The sequence below is a fragment of the Burkholderia cepacia complex sp. TUM26381 genome, from assembly GCF_057439935.1.
Map to the genome: position 1 here is coordinate 286830 of NZ_CM172008.1, position 21191 is coordinate 308020.

The 21191-nt window shown below is 68.5% G+C and carries 19 protein-coding genes; 4 read left to right on the forward strand and 15 right to left on the reverse strand.

What is annotated here, in order from left to right:
* Genes ACWMMN_RS33530 through ACWMMN_RS33600 form a run of 15 tightly spaced genes read right to left on the reverse strand, consistent with a single transcriptional unit; the run spans position 1 to position 16327 of the window.
* The gene (locus tag ACWMMN_RS33530; protein WP_174992317.1) at positions 1–1848 is read right to left on the reverse strand and encodes an acyl-CoA dehydrogenase family protein; all 1848 of its coding nucleotides are present in this window, start codon (positions 1846–1848) and stop codon (positions 1–3) included.
* Positions 1848–2939 carry a hypothetical protein gene (locus ACWMMN_RS33535; RefSeq protein WP_256087741.1) on the reverse strand — a complete coding sequence of 364 codons (1092 nt, stop codon included), beginning with the start codon at positions 2937–2939 and terminating at the stop codon, positions 1848–1850. Before ACWMMN_RS33535 ends, ACWMMN_RS33530 begins: the two co-directional genes overlap by 1 nt.
* Positions 2936–4513 carry an acyl-CoA ligase (AMP-forming), exosortase A system-associated gene (locus tag ACWMMN_RS33540; RefSeq protein WP_486424388.1) on the reverse strand — a complete coding sequence of 526 codons (1578 nt, stop codon included), beginning with the start codon at positions 4511–4513 and terminating at the stop codon, positions 2936–2938. The genes ACWMMN_RS33535 and ACWMMN_RS33540 overlap by 4 nt, the downstream gene beginning before the upstream one ends.
* Before the next feature lie 20 nt (positions 4514–4533).
* Positions 4534–5709 carry a PLP-dependent decarboxylase gene (locus ACWMMN_RS33545; protein ID WP_486424389.1) on the reverse strand — a complete coding sequence of 392 codons (1176 nt, stop codon included), beginning with the start codon at positions 5707–5709 and terminating at the stop codon, positions 4534–4536.
* Complete coding sequence (locus ACWMMN_RS33550; protein ID WP_059241320.1) at positions 5699–6688, reverse strand: beta-ketoacyl-[acyl-carrier-protein] synthase family protein; 990 nt, start codon at positions 6686–6688, stop codon at positions 5699–5701. Before ACWMMN_RS33550 ends, ACWMMN_RS33545 begins: the two co-directional genes overlap by 11 nt.
* A 1-nt stretch (position 6689) precedes the next feature.
* Positions 6690–7673: a ferritin-like domain-containing protein gene (locus tag ACWMMN_RS33555; protein WP_174992320.1), complete on the reverse strand. Its 984-nt coding sequence runs from the start codon at positions 7671–7673 to the stop codon at positions 6690–6692.
* Between the two features lies 1 nt (position 7674).
* The gene (locus tag ACWMMN_RS33560) at positions 7675–8295 is read right to left on the reverse strand and encodes a hypothetical protein (RefSeq protein WP_486424390.1); all 621 of its coding nucleotides are present in this window, start codon (positions 8293–8295) and stop codon (positions 7675–7677) included.
* 1 nt (position 8296) lies between these two features.
* Positions 8297–9172, reverse strand: coding sequence for a hypothetical protein (locus ACWMMN_RS33565; RefSeq protein WP_256087744.1), 876 nt, complete (start codon positions 9170–9172; stop codon positions 8297–8299).
* 7 nt (positions 9173–9179) lie between these two features.
* Entirely contained in the window at positions 9180–9434 is a 255-nt protein-coding gene (locus ACWMMN_RS33570) for an acyl carrier protein (RefSeq protein ID WP_011350104.1), read from the reverse strand.
* Positions 9435–9492: 58 nt separating this feature from the next.
* The gene (locus ACWMMN_RS33575; RefSeq protein WP_486424391.1) at positions 9493–10587 is read right to left on the reverse strand and encodes a hypothetical protein; all 1095 of its coding nucleotides are present in this window, start codon (positions 10585–10587) and stop codon (positions 9493–9495) included.
* Positions 10588–10600: 13 nt separating this feature from the next.
* Positions 10601–11941, reverse strand: a complete 1341-nt coding sequence (locus ACWMMN_RS33580) for a hypothetical protein (protein ID WP_486424392.1) — start codon at positions 11939–11941, stop codon at positions 10601–10603.
* Positions 11931–12671, reverse strand: a complete 741-nt coding sequence (locus ACWMMN_RS33585; protein WP_059241326.1) for an outer membrane lipoprotein-sorting protein — start codon at positions 12669–12671, stop codon at positions 11931–11933. Before ACWMMN_RS33585 ends, ACWMMN_RS33580 begins: the two co-directional genes overlap by 11 nt.
* The gene (locus tag ACWMMN_RS33590) at positions 12668–13885 is read right to left on the reverse strand and encodes an ABC transporter permease (protein ID WP_174992322.1); all 1218 of its coding nucleotides are present in this window, start codon (positions 13883–13885) and stop codon (positions 12668–12670) included. The genes ACWMMN_RS33585 and ACWMMN_RS33590 overlap by 4 nt, the downstream gene beginning before the upstream one ends.
* Positions 13857–14567, reverse strand: coding sequence for an ABC transporter ATP-binding protein (locus ACWMMN_RS33595; protein WP_059241328.1), 711 nt, complete (start codon positions 14565–14567; stop codon positions 13857–13859). The genes ACWMMN_RS33590 and ACWMMN_RS33595 overlap by 29 nt, the downstream gene beginning before the upstream one ends.
* The gene (locus tag ACWMMN_RS33600) at positions 14564–16327 is read right to left on the reverse strand and encodes a fatty acyl-AMP ligase (RefSeq protein WP_226196055.1); all 1764 of its coding nucleotides are present in this window, start codon (positions 16325–16327) and stop codon (positions 14564–14566) included. Before ACWMMN_RS33600 ends, ACWMMN_RS33595 begins: the two co-directional genes overlap by 4 nt.
* 380 nt (positions 16328–16707) lie before the next feature.
* Between ACWMMN_RS33600 and ACWMMN_RS33605 the strand changes: the two genes are divergently transcribed.
* The 4 genes from ACWMMN_RS33605 (at position 16708) to ACWMMN_RS33620 (ending at position 21169) form a co-directional block, all read left to right on the forward strand.
* A complete protein-coding gene (locus ACWMMN_RS33605) occupies positions 16708–17655 on the forward strand; it encodes a fatty acid desaturase family protein (RefSeq protein ID WP_486424485.1) in 948 nt (315 codons plus the stop codon).
* A gap of 26 nt (positions 17656–17681) precedes the next feature.
* Positions 17682–18533: a ferritin family protein gene (locus tag ACWMMN_RS33610; RefSeq protein WP_059242424.1), complete on the forward strand. Its 852-nt coding sequence runs from the start codon at positions 17682–17684 to the stop codon at positions 18531–18533.
* Positions 18534–19171: 638 nt separating this feature from the next.
* Positions 19172–20164 carry a LysR substrate-binding domain-containing protein gene (locus ACWMMN_RS33615; protein WP_059241331.1) on the forward strand — a complete coding sequence of 331 codons (993 nt, stop codon included), beginning with the start codon at positions 19172–19174 and terminating at the stop codon, positions 20162–20164.
* Between the two features lie 180 nt (positions 20165–20344).
* Positions 20345–21169, forward strand: coding sequence for an alpha/beta fold hydrolase (locus tag ACWMMN_RS33620; RefSeq protein ID WP_486424393.1), 825 nt, complete (start codon positions 20345–20347; stop codon positions 21167–21169).
* Positions 21170–21191: the final 22 nt, after the last annotated feature.

Genomic DNA, 21191 nt, shown 5'->3' on the forward strand with positions numbered 1-21191 from the left:
TCATTCCGCCGGTGCGAGTTCGTCGCTGCTGACGCTGATCGCCGCATGCGCCATCGCGGCGATCACGGCCGCGTGCTGGTCGACGACGGGCAGCACGTTCGCGAAGTAGTAGCGTGCGCTTTTCAGCTTGCCGCGATAGAACGCGAGTTCGGCCGGCGTATCGGCCGTTTCCGGCGCATCGATCCGGCGCGCGGCGATCGTCGCCGATTCGAGCAGTACCCATGCCGACGTGACGACGCCGAACATCTCGAGAAAGCGCGTGTAGAACTGGCTGCTGCGGTGCGTGTGCCCGTCCTGCACGTCGCGCGCGATGTCGTCGAGCGCGGCGGCGATCCGGTCGGCGCCCGTGCGCAGCGCGTCGAACAGCGGCCGCAGTTCCGCGTGCGTGCCACCGTGATGCTGGTGCGCGAGGAACGCGTCGAGTTCGTCGCGGTAGTACTGGATCAGCCGCGAGTGGCGGCCGAAGCCGAGCTTGTCGCGCACGAGATCCTGCGCCTGGATGTAGTTCGTGCCTTCCCAGATCGACAGGATCTTCACGTCGCGCGCGTTCTGCTCGACGGGGCTCGCATCGGTATAGCCGAGGCCGCCGTGCACCTGGATCGCGGTTTCGCAGATCCGCCACGCCTGGTCGGAGATGAACGCCTTGCAGATCGGCGTCAGCAGCAACTGCAGCTTGCGGTGGCGCTCGATCTCGGCCGGGTCGGCGTCGGGCGTCGCTTCGAGCATCGCGGCCCGCGTCGCGGTCGCCGCGAGCTTGCCGAGCAGGCCGCGGCAGCCATCGACGCGGCTTTTCATGTCGACCAGCATGCGCTGCACATCCGCGTGCTCGACGATCGCGACGCGGGCGGCGTGGGTGTTCGACGCGCGCTCGATCGGCCGGCCCTGCAGCCGACGGCCTGCGTACTCGACCGCATGCAGGTATGCGCTCGATGCGACGCCGACGCCGAACATCCCGGTGCTCATCCGCGCCTGGTTCATCAGCGGCATCAGTTGCAGCAGGCCGACGTTGCGCCGGCCGCCGAGCAGCCAGCCCTTGGTCGTGCCGTTCGATCCGAACACGAGGTGCGTGTTCGCGCAGCCCTTGAGCCCCATCTTGCGCGGCAGGCCGATGCAGTCGACATGGTTCGGCTGCAGCTCGCCGGTTTCCTCGTCGGGCCAGAAGCGCGGCACGACGAGGCACGACAGCGAGAATGAATCCGGCGACGCGGTGTCGATGCGGCCGAGCACGAAATACAGCGTGTTCTCGGTCAGCTCATGCATGCCGGCCGAGATGTAGACCTTCTCGCCGTCGATCGCGTAGATGTCGCGTTCGAGCGGCGTTGCGCGTAGCGCGACCGCGGTGAGGTCGGTGCCGGCCTGCGGTTCGGTCGCGCAGAAACACGCGTCCCAGCGGTACGCCTCGAGCGGCGCAATGTGCGCTTTCTGGTGCGGCGTGCCGTGCATCTGCAAGAGCTTGATCGCGGGGCGCGTGAAGCCGCCGTACGTCATGAACGACGGGTTCGCGCCCATGAACATCTCGTAGATCATCTGCGTGACGATCGGCGGCAGCCCGTGCGCGGTGCCGAACAGCGTGTTCGACCATTCGTCGCGAAAGCGCGCCCACAGCGCGTGGAAATGCGACGGAATGCGCACCTGGCCGTCGTCGAGCAGCGTGCAGCCTTCGACGTCGGCCTGCTGGTAGCTGCGGCCGAGGTCGAGTGCGAAGTCGCGCGCGCGTTCGAGCAGCGCATCGACCGACGCGCGGTCGTGCGTACCGTACGGCCCGTGCGTCAGGAAGTGCCGGTCGGCCTCGAACAGTTCCCACAGAAAGAAGCGCAGCTCGCGCAGGCTCACCTTGTAGGCGCTCATCATGCGTCTCCTTCGATATCGAGCGCGGCATCGAGGCCGCCGGCCAGGTCGACGACGGCGGCGGCCGCCGCGCCATGCAGTGCCGCGTCCCACACGAGCACCGTGCGACGCTCGCCTTCGTCGAGCGCACCGGCGAGCCGGATCAGTGCGGCGGCCGATTCGGCCGACGACAGGTGACCCGACCCGTCGTGCTGGATCCGCGCGCCGAGCGGGATCGAGGCGGCGTCGGCCACGCGTGCCGCGAAGCCGGGATCGAAGCCGGGCGGCACGCACCAGTCGATCCGGTTCGCGCGCAGGTTCGCCTGATCGAGCGCGCGGCGGATCGCGCGCGCGGCGACCGGCGCGAGCGAGTCGCGCAGCGCAGCGGGCGCGTCGGCCCACGGATCGGCGATCGACGGCCCGAATTCGACCGCGACGGACCGCACGCCGCCCCACACGGCCGGCTCGGGCGCGGGGCCCGCGCGCGACACGAGCAGCGCGGCGGCGGCGTCGCCATAGCCGACCAGATCGCCGAACTGGCGGAAGAACGGGTACAGCCACTTGTCGCTGAGGATCACGAGCGCCTGGTCGCCTTCGTCGAGCAGCCCGTCGAGCAGCATCAGCGCCGAATACCAGCCGAGCGTGCCGTTCTGGCCGAGCGCGAACGGCGTCACGCGCTGCAGCCCGAGTTCGTACTGCATGCGGCCGACGACCGAGTCGCCGATGCCCTCGTTGAGCGCGCAGCTCGCGACGATCACGTGGGTCGTGCGCGCGAGCTGACCGGAGCCGAGCTGGTCGCGCAGGTCGAGCGCCGCATCGGCGGCGAGATCGGCGAGGCTGCGCCCGGGCGGCGCGACCCGCAGCACGGGCCGGCCGCCCGGCGCGAGGCGCGTGCCTTCCTCGGGCGTCAGCGCTCCCGATCCGCGCGGCCGGGCGAAGCGCGCCTGCGGCAGCAGCAGGTGCCGGTAGCCGGGATGGCGCTCCTGCGCCTGGATCGCGCTGAACACGACGGCGGGCGGCAGCACCACGACGCCGCCGGACAAGGCGAGCGTGCCGGGCGCGGCCACGCGGGGCGCGCCGATACGGGCTTCTTCGAGCGTCGACAGGGTCATGCGGCGGTCTCCTCGAGGTTCGGACGCGCGAACGCGTCGCGATACTGCGCTTTCAGTGCCGGCCGGTCGATCTTGCCGTTGGGGTTGCGCGGCAGGGCCGGCAACGGCTCGACGACGAGCGGGCTCATGTAGGTCGGCAGCGCGTCGCGGCAGGCGCGCGCGATGTCGGTGCGGCACGCGCCGGCGTCGAGCGTCGACACGACGCACGCGGCGATCGCTTCGCCGAGCGCCGGGTGCGGGACGCCGAACACAGCGGCCTCGCGGATATGCGGCAGCGCGAACAGCACGTCCTCGACCTCGGTCGGGCTGACGCGATAGCCGGACGTCTTGATCATGTCGTCGCCGCGTGCGACGAAGTACAGGAAGCCGTCCGCGTCGCGCCGCACGATGTCGCCCGACCACACGGCGACGTCCGGGCGCGGAATCTCGCCGTGGCGGCGCGGCAGTGCGCGAAAGCGCTGCGCGGTCAGTTCGGGCCGGTTCCAGTAGCCGAGCGTGACGAACGCGCCACGATGCACGAGTTCGCCGGGCTCGTCGGCCGCGCATTCGCTGCCGTCCGCGCGCAACACGAGAATGTCGGCGTTCGGCACGGCCTTGCCGATCGACGTCGGGCGCAGCGCCGCATCGGCCGGCGCGAGGTAGGTCGAGCGGAACGCCTCGGTCAGCCCGTACATCAGGTACGGCGACGCGTGCGTGAACAGTGCCTGCAGGCGGTGCAGCAGCGGCGTCGCGAGATGGCCGCCGGTGTTCGCGAAGCGGCGGATCCGCGTGCGCGCGGTGTCGCTCCAGCCGGCGGATGCGAGTTGCATCCACAGCGGCGGCACGCCGGTGATCGACGTGACGCCGAACGCGTCGCAATGGCGCGGCACCTCGGCCGGCTGCAGGAAGTCGAGCGGCGTGTAGCACGCGCCGGCCGCCAGCGCGGTCGTGAGCTGGCTCAGGCCCGCGTCGAAGCTGAGCGGCAGCACGCCGAGCACGACGTCGTCGTCCGCGAGCCCCTGGTATGCGGCGACGCTGAATGCGCCCGACACCAGGTTGCGGTGCGATACGACGACACCCTTCGGCTTGCCGGTCGAGCCGGAGGTGTAGAGCAGCGCGGCCGGATCGTCGTCCACCGGCCGGCCGGCGGGGGCCGGCGGCGGTGTGCCGGCATCCGGCGCGTCGATTGCCTCCGCGAGTTCCTCGATCAGCAGCGCGCGTGTGCCGACGAGTGCGGCGAGCGCCGGTAGGCGCTTGAGCCGCTGCGCGCCGGTCATGAACAGCGCGGCGCCGCTGTCGGCGACGATATGTTCGATCTGCGCTTCCTTCAACTGCGGATTGACCGGCACGAAGATCGCGCCGAGCGCGTTGGCCGCGAGCATCGCGACCAACGTCTCGATACGCTTCGGCGCGTAGATGGCGACGCGCTCGCCGGGCTGTACGCCGCGCGCCGCGAGTGCGGCGGCGGCGCGCCGGACCGCGCGCGCGAGCCGGTCGTAGGTCATCGTGCCGCCGCCGTCGGCATACGCGGGGTGATGCGGCCAGCGCTGTGCGCCGTGCTCGAGCAGGTCGGCGACGCTGATCAGTGCGTTCAAGATCGGCTCCTCTGGATGGTCTAGGCGGGCCGCACGTACACGTGCGCGGCTTCGTGGGACAGGAAATGCGCCATCGAGTACGTGCGGTGATACGCGCCGCAGCGTGCGAACACCGCGATGTCGCCGGCCTGCGGCGGTGCGCCCCTGTCGTCGCGGCCGATCACGTCCGCGCGGCTGCAGGTGCTGCCGACGTACAGCGTCGGCACGCCACGGGACGGCGGCGCGGGCGTGCGGCGCACGAGCGATGGCGTGGCCAGGCGCCGCATCACCGATTCGGTTTGCGCGAGCAGGAACGCATGGGACAGGCCGCCGTCGCAGACGGCGATCGTGCGGTCCTGCCACGCCTTGACCGCGACGACGCGCGTCGCGAACACGCCCGCATCGGCGAAGATCGCGCGGCCGGCCTCGTGGGCCAGCGTGAAATTGCCGGCCAGCGGCGCCAGCGCGGTCGCATAGCGTGCGAACGCGGCGTCGCCCGGATGATCGTCGGCAAAACCTCCGCCGAGGCTCAGCGAGCCGAGCGGCGCGCCGTTGGCCGGCGCGAGATCGCGTGCGAGCGCCGCGAGCCGTTCGGGCAACACGAGCGTATCGGGTTGCGTCGCGTCCTGGCGGATGAACGAGTGCGGGCCGGAGAACACGTGCAGCCCGGCGACCGGCAGGCCGGCGGCCGCAAGCGTGCGTACCGCGTCGTGTGCCTCGTTCGGCGTCATCCCGAAGTGGTCGTGCCACAGCGAGCGTGCGTGCTCGCCGGCCAGCGCACCGGCATTGACGCGCAACAGCACCGCACCCGGCGTGCTGCCGCCGGCCGCCGCTTCGCGCGCAAGCGGCACGAAGCGGGCGACCGCGTCCGGGTTGTCGAGCACGAAATGGCAGCGCGACGCGAGCCCTGCGCGCATGAACATCTCGTCCATCGACGGATTGTTCAGGTAGCGCGCCGTCTTGATCCGGCCGATTGCCGCATCGAGTTCGCCGCGGCTCGCCAGCTCGACGCCGTCCTCGTACGCGTGCGCGCAACGTGCGAGCAGGTCCTGGTTCGGGTTCGCCTTCAGCGACACGATCAGCCGCGTGCCGAGCCGCGCCTTCAGCGACCGGTAGCGTGCGATCGCGACCTCGGGCTCGTACACGTAGCAGGGCGTGCGCAGGTCGGCGAGCCACGCGTGGTCGCCGGCGGACGGAAGCGGATGCTCAGGCGTCATGGCGGCCCACCGGATGGAGCGTGGCGGCTGCATACGCGCCGCAGTTCGACTGCATCACGCCGAGCACGCGATGGCCATGCGCGACCGCATCGAGGCCGACGTCGGCCAGGTTGATCGGGAAATCCGAGCAGCACGCGTGGCCGCGCGCATGGATGTTTTCCGCGTAGAGCCGCTCGGCCGGTACGCGCATCGCCCGGCACAGCGCGTTCCAGCCGGGCAGGTCGGCGTTGTGCGGAAGCACGAGTTCGTATGCGTCGAGCGCGTGCGATTCGAGCGCGACGGCCGCGTCGATCGCCTTGCGCGTGTACGGCCACTCCATCATGATCAGGTCGGCCTCGTTGGCGGCGACGGTGTCCGAGCCGCGGTGCCATTTCGCATGCGTCTCGATCGCGATGCCGCCGAGCCGGTTCCTCGTGCTGTTGCGCGCGATCAGCATTGCGGCCGCGCCGTCGCACTGCACGCCCGTCATCTGCCGCATCCGGTAATCCTCGCCATACACGCGGTCGGACGACACGACGAGCGCCGCATCGAGCTGCGGATAGCGGCGCATCAGCGCGCGGACCGTCTCGATCCCGGCCGCGACCGACACGCAGTTCAACTGCGCGACCGAGCCGAGCCACAGCGGCTCGATGCCGAGCTGTGCGGCCAGCTCGTGCGGCAGGCTGCGCGGCGCGGGCGGCACGCTGAACTGTTGCGTGTGCACGTGCACGATCGCGCCGATATCGGACGGATGCACACGCGCGGTGTCGAGCAGCCGGCCGGCCGCCGCGATTGCGAGGTCGGTCTCGCTCGTGTCGAGCGCCATGTGGAAATAGCGGCTGCCCGATTGCGCGATCGCGGCCGCCCGCTGCGCCGGGTAGTCGCGCTCGGCGGCCCAGGCCTCGATATCGACGGGCAGGCCGGGCAGCTCGTAGGCCACTGCGTCGACGCCGATCCAGAAGCCGGCGTCGCGGGATGCGTGGGAGGAGGGCATCGTCATGTCAGTTGAGCGGCATCGCCGCGTAGTCGAGGACGTCGAGCTTGTCGAAGGTCGCCTGCACGGTCGGCGTGAGCAGGCCCATCTCGCGGATCGTCGGCACCAGGCGCCGGAAGATCGAGCGGCGGATCGAGCTCGACACCGGCGACTCGCGCACCATCGCGCTGCATTCGCGCTTCGACAGCCCCATCGGTTCCCAGATGTCGTCCGCGCACAGGTGCTCGTACAGCACGGCCGCGCCTTCGCAGACGAACTGCTCGCGCTCGCGCAGCTCGGTCGAACTCATCTCCGCATACACGCGGCACAGCGTGATCCGGCCGACCGCGAAGTGACGCGACTCGTCGCGCTGGATTCGCACGAACAGGTCCTTGATGAACGGATCGGCGCTATAGGCGACGACGCTCTGGAAAATCGACAGCGCGATGCCCTCGACGAGCACTTGCATCCCGAGGTTCGTCATGTCGAGCGCGCTGCTCGTGATCGTGTCGTGCAGCAGCCCCTTCAGCGAGCGGCTCATCGGGTAGCTGACGTCGAGCTTCTCGTTGACGAGCTTCGCGTACGCCTCGACGTGGCGTGCTTCGTCCATCATCTGCGCGGCCGCGCACAGCCGCGCGCTCAGGCCGCTTTCGGCCGACGCGAGCTTCGACGCGCAGATCAGCGCGGCCTGTTCGCCGTGCAGGATCTGCGACAGCAGCCAGCCCTGCGCGTGATGGCGCACCTCGCGCTTGTCGGCGTCCGACAGCTTGCTCCACAGCGCGGTGCCGTAGATCAAGAGCGTCGGGTCGGGCATGCCGAGCGGATTCGCCGGGTCGAGGTCGTGGCTCCAGTCGACGTCGGTCGCGACGTCCCACTGCGCGGCCTTCGCTTTCTCGTACAGCCGGTTCAGCGCTTCTTCGCGCAGCGCGTAGTCGTTCGACATCAGTGCATCGACGGGCATCGACCAGCGAATATCGGCCGTGTCCTGCATCACGGTTAGCGTGTCAGTCATTTCAGGGTCTCCCCGGCCGCGCGGCGGCGCCGGAATGATGGGCGGAATCGGTCAACGGGAGGGCGGCGCGCGATGCGCCCGGGTGCGGCTCGAGGCGGATCGCGAATGCCGGCCACGGGCCGCGCAGCTGCGCGTCGAAGGCATCGGCGAGCCGCGCGGGCCAGATCGCGCAGCACACGCGGTTGTCGCCGGCGAACTCCGCATCGCGCAGGATGCGGTCGCCGATCCACACGACGGGCGCGCCGCGCGCGGCATCGCGCAACGCTTCGTCGTACAGGTGCACGCCGAGCAGCACGTGCGGCGCGAGCAGTCCGGCCGGCAGCGCGCCGAAGTACGGCGCGCAGACTTCGATGAACAGGCGGGCATCCGGATGTACGGCGTCGCGGACGCGCGCAGCGGCTTCCGCGAGGAACGCGAAATACTGGACGTGGTCGAGCAGCACGCGGCGTTCGCCGCCGGCCGCGCCGCCCGCGTCGTACGCATCGCCGGCCGCTTCCGCGAGCGCGGCGCGCGCATAGTCGTCGGGCGTATCGAGCGGCATCCGGTACGCGCTCGCCGCGACGGCGACCGGCTGCCGCGCGTTGCGCTCGATCCGGTAGGTGAAATGAACGGGGCGCACCATGTCATGCCTCGCCGTCGAGTGAGAACGTCGCGTCCGGCGCGAAGGCCACGTCGGCGACCGCGTAATAGCCGTTCAGCGCGAGCGAACAGATGGCCGCGCGGCGCGGTGTGTCGCCGTCGCGATGCGCGAGCAGCACCGACAGCCACGGATCGCTGCCGAATGCATGTCCGAACACGCCGTGCCCGTCCGGCAGCAGCGGTGTCTTGCCGACGGCGGCGAGCAGCGCGCGGCGCGACGTGGCCGGAAAGAACGGCAACGCCGCGTGCAGGCCGGGGCGCGCCGCGCAGAACGTGCGGATGTCGCGGCCGAGCCGCACGACCGCGCTGGCCGGCGGCGCCGCATCGGCGATGACCGACTGCGCCGGGTCGCGGCCGACATCGACGAGCAGCGTGCAGACGCCGAAGCCCGAGCGCCCCCATGCGGGGTTGCCGTGCCAGTAGGTGTAGCCGTGCACGTCGACGTCGACGATCTGCAGCAGCAGCGTGCGCGGCCCGGTCTCGGCCGCGGTCGCGAGCGTGCGGCGCAGCACGTAGCCCCAGCCCGCGCATTCGTACGAGCAGGTCATCCAGTCGGGCGTGTAGTCGTTCGCACCGGCCAGTGCCTGCGCGAACGCGCGATGCTGCGGCGAGTCGTTCATCAGCAGCATCGACAGGATCGTCGAGCTGACCACGTAATCGTCCGCGCCGATCGCGCCGCACAGCCGCTCGCGCTCGGCGCACGCGAGCGTGCCGATCGCGTGCGCCGTATCGTTGAGCGGCACGGCCGCGCCGTCGCGCGACGGCGCGACGCGCCGGTACGCGAGCGCCTGCACGGTCAGTGCGGTCGCCGGGGCCGGTTGGGCGGCGGGAGCCGCCGCGGTCGCAAGGGGCGCGAGCATCGTCGTGTCAGGCGGCGTGCTGCTGGCGGCGCAATTGTGCGTCGAGCTGCTGCAGCGTCGTGTACTGCGTGATGTTCAGCGCTTCCGGATCGATCGAGCCGTAGAGCTGTTCGCAGAACACGATCAGCTCGACGATGTTCAGCGAATCGATACCGAGTTCGCCGATGCCGGCGTCCGTGTCGACGGTTTCGACGTTGAGGATCTTCGCGACTTCGCGGGACAGGATGTCGAGCGCGTCGGCCGGAACGTTCTGGGTCGTCATGAGGGGAGCTCCTGGAGTTGAAGTGAATGGATCGGGATCGATCGGCCTGTCGCGTGGGTCAACTGCCGGCTTCGCAGCGCAGGCTCTTGCGAAGCTCGTGATAACAACGGTACGAACTGCCTTCCATCTTCGAGAACGCCAGCAGGTCGCGCTGGTCGTCGAAGAGGGGAACCTTGCCGTCGCGCACGAGCGCGGTCAGGAACTCGTTCGACAGCAGCTTGATCGCGAGCACGCGCTGCACCTTGCCGAAGCTGTAGTGCGCGTCGTCGGTCTGGCTGCGTGCGGCATCGGCGATGAAGCGGTGCACGGCGCGTGCATCGGCATCGAGTTCGACGCGGCCGGTTTGTGCGAGCCAGCCGACGTGGGCCATCAGCGCACGAACGAAGTACGGCCGCACGACGGTCAGGTACTTGTTGAACACGGTCGGGCCGCCGATGCGCAGGCGATCCTCGGCGCTGACGCGCACCTGGCCGCCGACATTCGCGAGCTGCAGGTTGCCCGCGAGGAACGGCGCGCCGCAGGTCGCGCGTGTCAGCTTCCGGTACTCGTCGGGCCACACGAGGTAGGCGGCCGGGAACATCACGCCCGGCAAGCGCGCCGCGACGACGGCCATGCAATCGCGATGCGCCTCGATGCCCCACACCTTGTCGACGGTGAGCGCAAGGCCGCTGTCGTCGCTGCGGATGACCGTGCGCCACGCGGCGAGCGTCGGGCCGCCGCCGTCGCTCATCAGGAACGCGAAGTTGTGGCCGCTGTCGATGCAGTCGCAGGCGCGACGGTTCTGGTCGTCGGACAAGAACAACCCGAACATGATGCGGATGAACGCACGCATGAACGGCTTGAACAGGTGATGAAATCCTTCGCGGCCGATCTGCTCGAGCAACGCTTCGGTGAGCGGCGCCTCGTCGTGCCGCAGCGGCGCCGACGCGGACGCATCGGGCAGCACGCCCGGCGCCTCGGTGTGCAGCGCGATCACCATTTCGCTGTCGAGCAGCCGCACGGTGGCGGCTTCGACGAGCCGGGCCGCGGCGTGCGGCGGCGTGCCGGTCATATCGAGGTGGCGCAGCACCGGATACGCGGCCTGGTCGGCCACGCGCAGCAGCGGCTGCGCCGGCGGCGTGGCGATCGAAGCGGGAGCGGAAAGCGTGGACATGGCAGGGTTCCTGTCAGAAACGCACGCGCACGGCGGCGTCGATGCGGGTGCCGAGACCGACCATCCGGTACTCGGAGTGACTGTCGGAGAATGCGCGGGTGAGCGCGACATCGACGCTCACCCGCTTGTTCACGTCGGCGACGACCTGCGCGATCGCGAGCAGGCCCTTGTCTTGCGGCGAATAGACGCCGCGCAGCGAATACTCGACGCGGCCGATCTTCTTGCCGAGCCGCGCGAACAGGTAGTCGCGCAGGTTGCCGTCGACGCTCACGAAATCGGCCGTGCCGCCGAGGCCGGCCAGCGCGGCGCCCGGCGCGACGGGCAGCAGCGCGTTGTTCGCGCGCACCGCGCCGACCATCTGGCGCCACTGGTTCGCGTCGTAACGCGCTTCGTCGTGCGACCACTCGACGATCAGCGACAGGTTGCCGGGCAGTGCGCTCTGCATGCCGACCGCGCTGCGCCACATGTATTGACGGTCGTTGCGGCGATCGACGGCGTCATAGGCAGCTGCCGAATCGAGCGGCGTGCCGTTCGCGATGAACGCGGGCAGCGGCCGCGTCGTGCCGCGTTCGAGCCATGCGCTCGCATAGACGGTGTTCGAGCGAGCGACGTCGAACGACAGCGTCGCACCCGCGCCACCGTGGCCCGCGTGACGTCCCGCGAGCAATGCGGCCGAGCCGCCCGACCAGTTGTACGCGCCGCGCACGAGCTGCGTCGCGCCCTCCACGTCGCGGTTGTCGACGTCGTTGCGCAGCGTGCGGTTCTCGCCGGCGATGAACTGCAGCGTGGTCTGCTCGCCGGCCCATTTCGCTTCGACGAGCGGCGTGCCCTCGACGTCGCCGTAGCGATCGTAGATGTCGGCCGTCGCGGCCCGCTTCTGGAAGAAGCCGAGCGGGAAGAACGCCTGCGACGTGTCGAGCGGGTCGATCCGCTTGCCGGCCGTGAGCGTGATGCCGTTGTCGAACGCGTAGCGCACGCCGGCTTCGTTGAAGCGGCTCGACTGGGCGCCGAGCGAATGATTGCTGGCGACGGCCCGCGCATTCATGAACAGGTTCTCGCCGTCGATGCGCGCGAGCATGCCGGCTTCCTGCTGGTTGCGCGGCGAATCGCCGATCAGGTTGCCGAGCAGCGCGTGGCCGTCCATGCTGTCGACCGAGCGTGCGTACGCGATGCCGTTCAGCGTGCCGAGCTGGTCCATCAGCGACGCTCCATGCGCGAGCGAGCCGCCGAGCGCGAGCGGGACGGCGAGCGCGGCGCGTTGCCACGCGCGCCGGCACGGCGCATCTGCTCGGCCGGACGACGGATGGAGGCGGTCATGACGGGCGTCGGCATGGGCGTCGTGCTCACTGGCCATCGGCGAGCGTGTCGGGATTGAACCAGCCCGACGGAATCTTGCGCGGCTGGCCGTCGAGGATGTCGACGACGCTCGCGCGCTGCTTCTCGACCTCGTTGCGATACGTGATCTTGCGTATCACCTTGCGGCCGTTCGCATCGACCGGCGCGGAGAAATCGGCGCTGCGGAACAGCAGGCCGCTCGCCAGGAAGAACTGCGCGCGTACCGGCACGTCGGCCTCGGGCGTGACCCACAGCTTGATCGTCGGATAGACGTTGTCGGGATCGGTCGCGGTCAGGTCGAGCTCGGTGGCCGGCTTGCCGGCGATCGCCGTGGTGCCGGGCGCGGCCGTCGCGCGATAGCTGTCCGCCCAGTGCGTGCGCGTGATGTCGCTGATCACGACCTCGCCTTGCAGCCGCTGCATCCCGTTGATGCGCACCGCGCTGCGCGTGTTCGGCACGTAGAACCAGTGGCCGCGGGTCGTCGCGAGGTACTTCTGGCCATCGTTCTCGCCGCTGCGCGTCAGTGCGAGCGTGTCGCCGTTGCCGCGCGTGTAGACGAGATAGCGTGTCGCGTCGCCGGACTGTCCGCCGACCTCGTTCGTGATCTCGATGTTCGTCTGCGTATCGGCGGCCGTGCTGCGGTACGCGTCGGCACGGGCGAGCATGGTCTGGGCCGCCGGCGCGTCGGCGGCGCGGGCGAGCGGCGCGCACGCGACGAGCGCGGCGAGCATGAGGCGGATGCGGGTCATGGGGCGAGTCCTTCGAGGATGTTGCGTTTGGCGAGCCCGACGGTCGCGAGCAGCGCGGCGGCCACCCCGAGCACGACGAACGCGCCTTCGACGGCGGCCACGGCGGCCGGCGAGACCGTGAATTCGAGCAGGATCGGCTTCACGCGGCCGGGCGGCGCAGGCAGGTGGATCTGCGCGTGATTGAGCGCGACCATCGTCAGCAGGGCCACCGCGATGCCGGCGGCTGCGCCGAGCAGGCCGAGCAGCGCGGTTTCCTGGATCAGTACGCCGCGCACCGTGACGGCCGGCACGCCGAGCGCACGCAGCGTCGAGATCTCGCGGCGGCGCTCGACGATGCTCATCAGGATCCAGTTGCTCATCGACAGCAGGATCGTCACGCACAGAATTGCGCCGAACACCGAGAACTGGTTCTTGTACAGCGCGACGACCTGGTGATAGAGCGACACAAGCTGGTCCCAGGTCTTCACGTCGAGCGTCGGCAGCGCGGCGCGCAGCGTCGCGGCGGCGGCCGGGGTGCCGGCCGTGTTCGACAGGAACACCGCGATGCGCGATGCGCGGTCGGTGCGCAGCAGCGCCTGTGCGGCCGTGAACGTCACGTCGACGATGCGCTCGTCGACGTCCTTGTTGCCGGTGCTCATCACGCCGACGATCTGCGCGTCGGTCGCGTTGATGCCGCCGTGCGCGGTCGACGCCATCAACTGCACGACCGACCCGACGTGCACATCGAGCTTGCGCGCGAGTTCGGCGCCGACGACGACTTCGGTTCCTGCATTCGTCGGCGACAGGTAGCGGCCCGACAGCACCGAGTGATAGTCGAAGAAGCCGGGCGGTTCGCGGTTCGGCTCGATGCCTTCGCCGACGAAGCCGTAGCTGAGATCGCCGTTCGACACGAGCCCGTCGAAGTCGATGCCGCGCGCGGTCGTCGCGACACCGTGGAGCGTCGCGACGGCGCGTGCTGCCGCGGCCTGCTCGTCGGCCGTCAGCCCGTACTGCAGCGGCCGCTCGCCGATCAGGTCGAGATAGCCGTGATGCAGCACCTGCACATGGCCGACACCGCTGTCGATCGACCCTTCGCGCACCGCGTCGAAGGTTGCGATCACATAGCCGAGCGCGAGGCTCGACGCGAACGCGGCGACGCCGATCATCGCCATCGTCAGCACGGTGCGGCGCCGGTTGCGCCAGAGGTTACGCCACGCAAACGTCGACCAGTTCACGATTCACTCCCGGTACGCCGTCGCGCATCTCGATGCGGCGCGGCAGGTGCGCGCACAGACGATCGTCGTGCGACGCAATCAGAAAGGCGGTACCCAGCGTACGGTTGGTGTCGAGGATCAGCTCGGCGACCGCCCGTGCGTTGGTGCTGTCGAGGCTTGCGGTCGGCTCGTCCGCGATCACGATCGCCGGCTCCTTGGCGAGCGCGCGGGCCAGCGCGACGCGCTGCTGCTCGCCGCCGGACAGCTCGCCAGGGCGGTGGCGTTCGCGCGCGGCGAGCCCCACCGCGTCGAGCATCGCGCGGGCACGTTCGCGGCGCGTGCGCGGCGTGCCCCACGCGAAGCAGCCGAGCTCGACGTTTTCGAGGGCCGACATCACCGGAATCAGGTTGAACTGCTGGAATACGAAGCCGATGCGCTCGCGGCGGATCCGCTCGAGGGTGTCCGGTGCGTCGTCGATCCGGCGGCCTTCGAGCCAGCGCTCGCCGGTGCTCGGCACATCGAGGAAGCCGGCGAGGTTGAGCAGCGTGCTCTTGCCGCTGCCCGACGGGCCGACGAGCGCGACGACGTCGCGCTGGCCGATCGAGATCGTCGCGCCGCGCACGGCGACGACGCGGCCCGCGCCTTCGTATCTGCGCGTGACATCGCGCAGTTCGAGCACCGGAGAAAGGGAGCCGGTCGTCATGCGTACGCTCCCTGACCGGCTTCGGCGGCCGCCGTCGCCTGAATGACGGGCAGCGCGCCGTTCGCATAGAGGTCGCGGCATTTCAGGCGCTGCAGCTTGCCGCTCGTCGTGCGCGGCAGCGAGCCGGGTTCGACGAAACACAGATCCTGCGCGGCGAACCCGATGCGCGACGCGAGCAGTTGCTGGCACTCGGTGCGCGTTTGCGCCGTTGCATCGATCGGCCGTGCCTCGATGGCGACGACCAGCCGTTCGGTGCCCGTCTCGGGATCGGGCAGGCCGAACGCGATGCAGGTGTTCTTGCGCAGCGCGCCGTGCGACGCCAGCGCTTCCTCGATCTCGTGCGGGAAGTAGTTGCTGCCGCGAATGATGATGACTTCCTTCTTGCGGCCGAGGATATGGAGCTGGCTGTCGGCGACGTAGCCGATGTCGCCCGTGCGGAACCAGCCGTCGGCCGTCAGCGGCGCGGCGATCGTGCCGTCGTCGGGATTCAGGTAGCCGAGCATCACCGACGTGCCGCGGATCGCGACTTCGCCGACGGCGCGGTGACCCAGTGCGTGATCGCCGTCGTCGAGGATGCGGAACGCCATGCCTTCGATCGGCGTGCCCATTGCGAGCACCGTTTCGGTTTCCGTGTCGTTACCGTCGTTCGCCGCGGCCGGTTGCGCGTCGCGGCGCTCGATCAGCGCGCGCCGGTCGAGCGTGTCGGCGATCACGTACGGTGCACCGTCGACCGCGCCTTCATGCCACGCGCGATGCATCGATACCGCGAGCGTCGATTCGGCCATCCCGTAGCACGGCTGCAGCGCCGACGCCGCGAGACCGTACGGCGCGAACGTCGCGGCGAAATCGCGCAGCGTCGCGTCGTCGACGCGTTCGCCGCCGATGAAGATGTTGCGGCACGCGGACAGATCCACGCCGTCCATCGCGGCGGCATTGAAGCGGCGCACGCAGTAGCGCAGCGCGAAGGTCGGCACCGACGTGGTCGTCGCACGCGCCGACGCGATGCGCTTGAGCCACCCGAGCGGATTCCGGATGAAGCTGTTCGGCTGCATCATCAGCAGCGGCGCACGGTAGTGCATGTTCGACAGCAGCGTGAGCAGCCCCATGTCGTGATAGAGCGGCAGCCACGACGCGGTGCCGTCGCCGGCCGCGAGGTCGAAGCGCACCGAGCCGCCGATGCCGAGCACGTTCGCGATCACGTTTTCGTGGCTGAGCACCGCGGCTTTCGGATGCGACGTCGAACCCGACGTGAGCTGGACATGATGCGGATCGCGGCCGCTCTTCGCGCTGATCAGCGCGCGCGCGCCGGCATCGGCCGCGCTCGACAGCGTCGCGAGGTCGACGACACGGGTGGATGCGGCGGGAAATGCGTCGTCGCGCCACGCGGCGGCCTGCGCATCCGCGGCGACGACGAGGCGCGGCCGGTACAACTCGCACGCGACGTCGACCACTTGCCGCCCGGCGGCCGCACGCCGCGCGGGAACGGGCACGGTGCACGGCAGCGCGCCCGTCATCACGCAGGCCATCATCGCGGCCGCATGCTCGACCGACGCGGGCAGCGCGAGCATCACCAGGTCGTTCTCGCGGACACCGAGCTCGCGCAGCGCGCCGGCCTGGTGAAACACCGCTTCCGCGAAATGCCGGTACGTGATGCTCGCATCGCGGCCCGCATCGTCGACGAACGTCATGCGATGCGTGGCGCCCGCGACGTCCTCGAGCGATTCGATCAGGCGATGAATGGTGGATGCGCACTTCGTCACGAGGATTCTCCCCTTGAGGAACACGGCCGCTCGCGCCACGGTGCCGGCGGCGCCGTTCGTCGAGTGAAGGGGATTCTTGCCGGATCGATGCGGCGCGACAAACGGAATCTACGCAGGCTATGCATGAGCAGAGCGCATCCACGAGGTGACCGGTCGGTCGCATTCGACCAGTCGTCTAGTTCACGATGTGGTGTGCTCATGCGCGAGGGGCATGCAATGCGTTCGGAAAATTCGTTTGTCCGAAGCATCGACTCACAGAAGAATGGCAACCCGGCACGTGCCAGCGTCGCCGCGTCATCGTGCCGGGCAGGGTCCGGCCCAAGGAGAGCGTCTTGTCCGTCACCTCATCGCTTGTTGCCCGCCCGAAACCGGTTGCAGACATGAAGAGCCGCCCGAGCGGCGTGGTCTTCTCGCTGAAGCTGGCGGTCTACGTCGCGCTCATCGCGCACGGGATGATGTTCGCGCTGTCGGCGATCGTGATCCTGAAGATCGCCGGCATCCTGCTGATCGGCGCGATGTATGCGCACGGCGTCGAGCTGCAGCATCAGGCGCTGCACTACCAGGGGTTCCGGAGCAAGCGCCTGAACATGGTGTTCGGCGTGCTGCTCGGCATGCCGATGCTCGTGTCGTTTCATGCTTACCAGGACAGCCATCTGCGCCATCACCGGCTGCTGGGCACACCCGAGAACAAGGAATTCTTCGACTATGGCGACCAGTACGGCGCGAGCCCCGTCGTCAATCTCGGCCGCTGGGCGTGGCGCCTGTCGATGGCCGCACACTACATCCAGTTCGCGAAGAACGTCGCGAAGCTCGTCGTGCCGGGGGCGCGCTTCGGCGACAACCCGCTCGTGTCGCGTGCGATCCGGCGCGATCACCTGTTGACGGTCGCGGCGATCGTGCTGCTGGCCGGGCTGTCGTTCGCACTGCATACGTGGTTCGTCGTGTGGGTGTGGGTCGTGCCGCTCGCGTTCGTCGCGGCGCCCGTGCATGCACTGGTCGAGATGCCCGAGCACTACCGCTGCGACCTGACGAGCACCGATCCCTTTCGCAACACGCGGACGATCGAGAGCAATGCATTCATGACGTGGTTCACGAACGGCAACAACTATCACGTCGAGCATCACATGATGCCGAACCTGCCGATCGAACGGCTGCACGACCTGCATGGCGCAATCGCGCCGCGCATCCGCTACTACCACCGCACGTACCGGCAGTTCTATTACGCGCTGCTGCGCGGCAGGCTGTCGCCGCGCTCGGTGGACGACGACATGGACGACCGCGAGCCCGATGCGGAGTCGGCTGCGGCGGCGTCCACGCAATCGGCATGACTGCGCCCGCGCGCCTTTCGACGACGATGCTCTACCCGGAACTTTTCAGGTCGCTCGAAGCTGTCCGCTGGGACATGGAGAAGGACATTCCGTGGGACAGGTTCGACGCTTCGCTGCTCACCGACGAGCAGGCGAAGACGATCAAGATGAACGCGATCACCGAGTGGTCGGCGCTGCCCGCGACGGAAATGTTCCTGCGCGACAACCAGCACGACAGCGACTTTTCCGCATTCATGAGCGTGTGGTTCTTCGAAGAGCAGAAGCATTCGCTCGTGCTGATGGAATACCTGCGCCGCTTCAAGCCGGAAATGGTGCCGACCGAGGAGGAGCTGCACGCGGTGCGCTTCCAGTTCGACCCGGCGCCGCCGCTCGAGACGCTGATGCTGCACTTCTGCGGCGAGATCCGCCTGAACCACTGGTATCGCTGCGCGGCCGACTGGCACACGGAGCCCGTCATCAAGCAGATCTACGAGACGATCTCGCGCGATGAAGCGCGTCATGGCGGCGCGTACCTGCGCTACATGAAGAAGGCGCTGAACAACTGCGGCGACGTCGCGCGTGCCGCATTCGCGAAGATCGGCGTGCTGATGGCGTCGGCGCGCCGCACCGAGAAGCCGCTGCACCCGACCAACCTGCACGTGAACCAGGCGCTGTTCCCGCGCGACACCGTGCAGTCGCGCCTGCCGGATCCGGAATGGCTCGAGCGCTGGCTCGACGAGCAGATCCGTTTCGACGGCGAGTGGGAAAAGAAGGTCGTCGAGCGCATTCTGCACAACCTGTCGATCCTGTTCGAGCGCACGTTCGCGACCGCGCAGGAGCTGAACCGTTACCGCCGCGAGGTAACGGTGCGAGCGGGCAGTGTGGCGGACGCCGGCTAGGGACCGGAGGGGCCATGCGTCCCGCGGTCCGCGTTCCGCGTTGTGCGGGCGCACGCCGGATGCGAGCCGGCCCGTCGGCGCAGCGTGTGCGGATTGCCGCCGCCAGCCGGCGGAATGCGCATTTCCGGACACAATTGGTTCATCAATTTCCGGAATTGAATGAGGCGATTAAATTTCGTCCGTTTAGTATATTTCAATAAACATGAAATTCGTGATTTAAATGGTATTTTGAATGAATGTTGAATTGCATTGTTTTTTCGCAATCCGGTAAATGAAATGAATGGTCGGGAAAATGAAATTGATTTGTAGGCATTCGAATACAGCTCTGCCGGGGCGTCGAAAGCGCTGCCGAGATGGCAAATCCAGGCAAAAAGCATCTGTTTTTACGGGTTTTTTGCGATCGTCCGAGACATCATTTCGTGCATGTATTAATTTACAAAATCACTACTTCATAATGATTATGTAAGGATATCGGGGCGATGAAAAGTGATAGATAAATACGCGTGTCACGATTGAAAATAAGAATGATATGCATCCATGCTTCAATATAAAATCGTTTCCGAATCCAAATAGGAGAAGCGACACAGGGAGACGAACGGCGACTTGTCTGTCGATGGGTGCAACTTTGAGGTGGCGGTATGGCTAATGTGAGATTGGCAAAGCGATTGAGAAGTTTGCCTTCGCTGGATTTCCTGAGAGGCTTCGAATGCGCGGCGCGCCATTTGAGCTTTACGCGTGCGGGGCAGGAATTGAGCGTCACGCAATCTGCCGTCAGTCGCCAGGTCAAGGCGCTCGAGGAGCAGCTCCGGATCGAGCTCTTTCACCGGCACATCCGTTCACTGACGCTGACCGACAAGGGACGGGAGTTGTACGACGCGATCTCGTTCGCGTTGTCCGACCTGGAATCGGTGATCGGCAAGCTGTCGTCGAGCGTCGGCCAGCGCTCCATCTCGTTGTCGACCACCGTGTCGTTCGCGGCGCTGTGGCTGATTCCGCGCCTCGGTTCATTCCGCGCAAGCTATCCGGACATCGATGTGCGCGTGTCGGCAACGAGCGAAATTGAAGATCTTAAGCGCAAACGTTTGCACCTGGCCGTCCGATATGCGGGGCCGTATACGTCGACCGACGAGACGGAGGTGCTGTTTCGCGAGCGCGTCGTGGCCGTGTGCAGTCCGAGCCTGATGACGGCGGCGGGCGACGCCGCGTCGATGAAGCCGGCCGACCTCGACAAGCACGTGCTGCTGCATCTCGACGATCCGCGCGGCGAGTGGCCGTGGCACGGGTGGAGCCATCTGCTGAAGGAGCTCGGCGTGCCGCGCCTGCGGCCGGCCGGTGCGCTGCATTTCAGCCAGTACGACCAGCTGGTCCAGGCCGCGGTCGACGGGCACGGCGTCGCGATCGGCAGGCGGCCGCTGGTCGACGGGCTGCTGAAGCAGGGGCGGCTCGTCGAGCTGTTCCCGCATTGCACGGTTGCATCGGGCAGCTACGTGCTCGTGCAGAACCCGGATGCGTGCAACGAATTCGATATCGCGGTGCTGACCAACTGGCTGCTCGAACAGGCATGCCATCCGCTCGCGTCGAACCAGGATGCCGCCGGCAGCAACGTGCTGCCGATGTATCGCGTCGGATAGCACGGCCGCCCGCCATGCTTCGTGCGGTTTCGTGCGTGTCGCGCCGCCGCGCGTGCGGTTCCGTCATGCGCAACACCTGCGACCTGTGCGATGATGCGCCGCTTCGCGTTCGTTGCAGAACGCCGCCGACCGCGGCGCCCGGTTCCGGGTCACCGCCGCGTCCTGATACCCGGAGACGACATGCCCGCACACATCATTCAAGGCAGCACGCTGCATTACCAGGATCACGGCACCGGGTTCCCGGTGCTGTTCGGACACAGCTATCTGTGGAACGCGGCGATGTGGGCGCCGCAGATCGATGCGCTGTCGCGTTCGTACCGCGTGATTGTGCCGGACCTGTGGGGGCATGGTGCATCGGGCGCGCTGCCCGACGGCACGCAGACGCTCGACGATCTCGCCGCGCACGCGAGCGCGCTGCTCGATGCGCTGGAGATCGAACAATGCGCGGTCGTCGGGCTCAGCGTCGGCGGCATGTGGGGCGCACGGCTCGCGTTGCGCGAACCGCAGCGCGTGCGTTCGCTCGTGCTGATGGACGCGTCGCTGGAGGCCGAGCCCGAGGCGACCCGGCTGCGCTACTTCGGGATGCTCGATGCGATCGCGGCGGCCGGCAGTATCGTGCCGCCGCTGCTCGACGCGATCGTGCCGCTGTTCTTCCGTCCCGACGTCAATCTGGCCGACCCGGTGCCGACCGCGTTTCGCGCGGCGCTCGCGAGCCTGCCCGCCGACCGGCTGCGGCAATCGATCGTCCCGCTCGGCCGGCTGATCTTCGGTCGGCCCGACACGCTGTCGGCGCTGGCCGCGCTCGACGCCGAACGCACGCTGCTGATGTGCGGCGCGGGCGACATGGCGCGCCCGCCGTCGGAAACCGTGAAGATGGCGAGCGTGATCGGCTGCGCGCATGCGCTGGTGCCGGACGCCGGCCACATTTCGAATCTGGAAAATCCCGCGTTCGTCACGCGCGCGCTGCTCGACTGGTTCGACGCGCAGCAACTGCCGTCGAACTGACGAACGTGTGTATGGCGACGCC

What these genes read in the sequence shown, in the direction of transcription:
- ACWMMN_RS33530 (WP_174992317.1), bottom strand. Translation starts at nt 1,848, where the DNA reads ATGAGCGCCTACAAGGTGAGCCTGCGCGAGCTGCGCTTCTTTCTGTGG.
- ACWMMN_RS33535 (WP_256087741.1), bottom strand. Translation starts at nt 2,939, where the DNA reads ATGACCCTGTCGACGCTCGAAGAAGCCCGTATCGGCGCGCCCCGCGTG.
- ACWMMN_RS33545 (WP_486424389.1), bottom strand. Translation starts at nt 5,709, where the DNA reads ATGACGCCTGAGCATCCGCTTCCGTCCGCCGGCGACCACGCGTGGCTC.
- ACWMMN_RS33550 (WP_059241320.1), bottom strand. Translation starts at nt 6,688, where the DNA reads ATGACGATGCCCTCCTCCCACGCATCCCGCGACGCCGGCTTCTGGATC.
- ACWMMN_RS33555 (WP_174992320.1), bottom strand. Translation starts at nt 7,673, where the DNA reads ATGACTGACACGCTAACCGTGATGCAGGACACGGCCGATATTCGCTGG.
- ACWMMN_RS33560 (WP_486424390.1), bottom strand. Translation starts at nt 8,295, where the DNA reads ATGGTGCGCCCCGTTCATTTCACCTACCGGATCGAGCGCAACGCGCGG.
- ACWMMN_RS33565 (WP_256087744.1), bottom strand. Translation starts at nt 9,172, where the DNA reads ATGCTCGCGCCCCTTGCGACCGCGGCGGCTCCCGCCGCCCAACCGGCC.
- ACWMMN_RS33570 (WP_011350104.1), bottom strand. Translation starts at nt 9,434, where the DNA reads ATGACGACCCAGAACGTTCCGGCCGACGCGCTCGACATCCTGTCCCGC.
- ACWMMN_RS33575 (WP_486424391.1), bottom strand. Translation starts at nt 10,587, where the DNA reads ATGTCCACGCTTTCCGCTCCCGCTTCGATCGCCACGCCGCCGGCGCAG.
- ACWMMN_RS33580 (WP_486424392.1), bottom strand. Translation starts at nt 11,941, where the DNA reads ATGGCCAGTGAGCACGACGCCCATGCCGACGCCCGTCATGACCGCCTC.
- ACWMMN_RS33585 (WP_059241326.1), bottom strand. Translation starts at nt 12,671, where the DNA reads ATGACCCGCATCCGCCTCATGCTCGCCGCGCTCGTCGCGTGCGCGCCG.
- ACWMMN_RS33595 (WP_059241328.1), bottom strand. Translation starts at nt 14,567, where the DNA reads ATGACGACCGGCTCCCTTTCTCCGGTGCTCGAACTGCGCGATGTCACG.
- ACWMMN_RS33605 (WP_486424485.1), top strand. Translation starts at nt 16,708, where the DNA reads ATGAAGAGCCGCCCGAGCGGCGTGGTCTTCTCGCTGAAGCTGGCGGTC.
- ACWMMN_RS33610 (WP_059242424.1), top strand. Translation starts at nt 17,682, where the DNA reads ATGCTCTACCCGGAACTTTTCAGGTCGCTCGAAGCTGTCCGCTGGGAC.
- ACWMMN_RS33615 (WP_059241331.1), top strand. Translation starts at nt 19,172, where the DNA reads ATGGCTAATGTGAGATTGGCAAAGCGATTGAGAAGTTTGCCTTCGCTG.
- ACWMMN_RS33620 (WP_486424393.1), top strand. Translation starts at nt 20,345, where the DNA reads ATGCCCGCACACATCATTCAAGGCAGCACGCTGCATTACCAGGATCAC.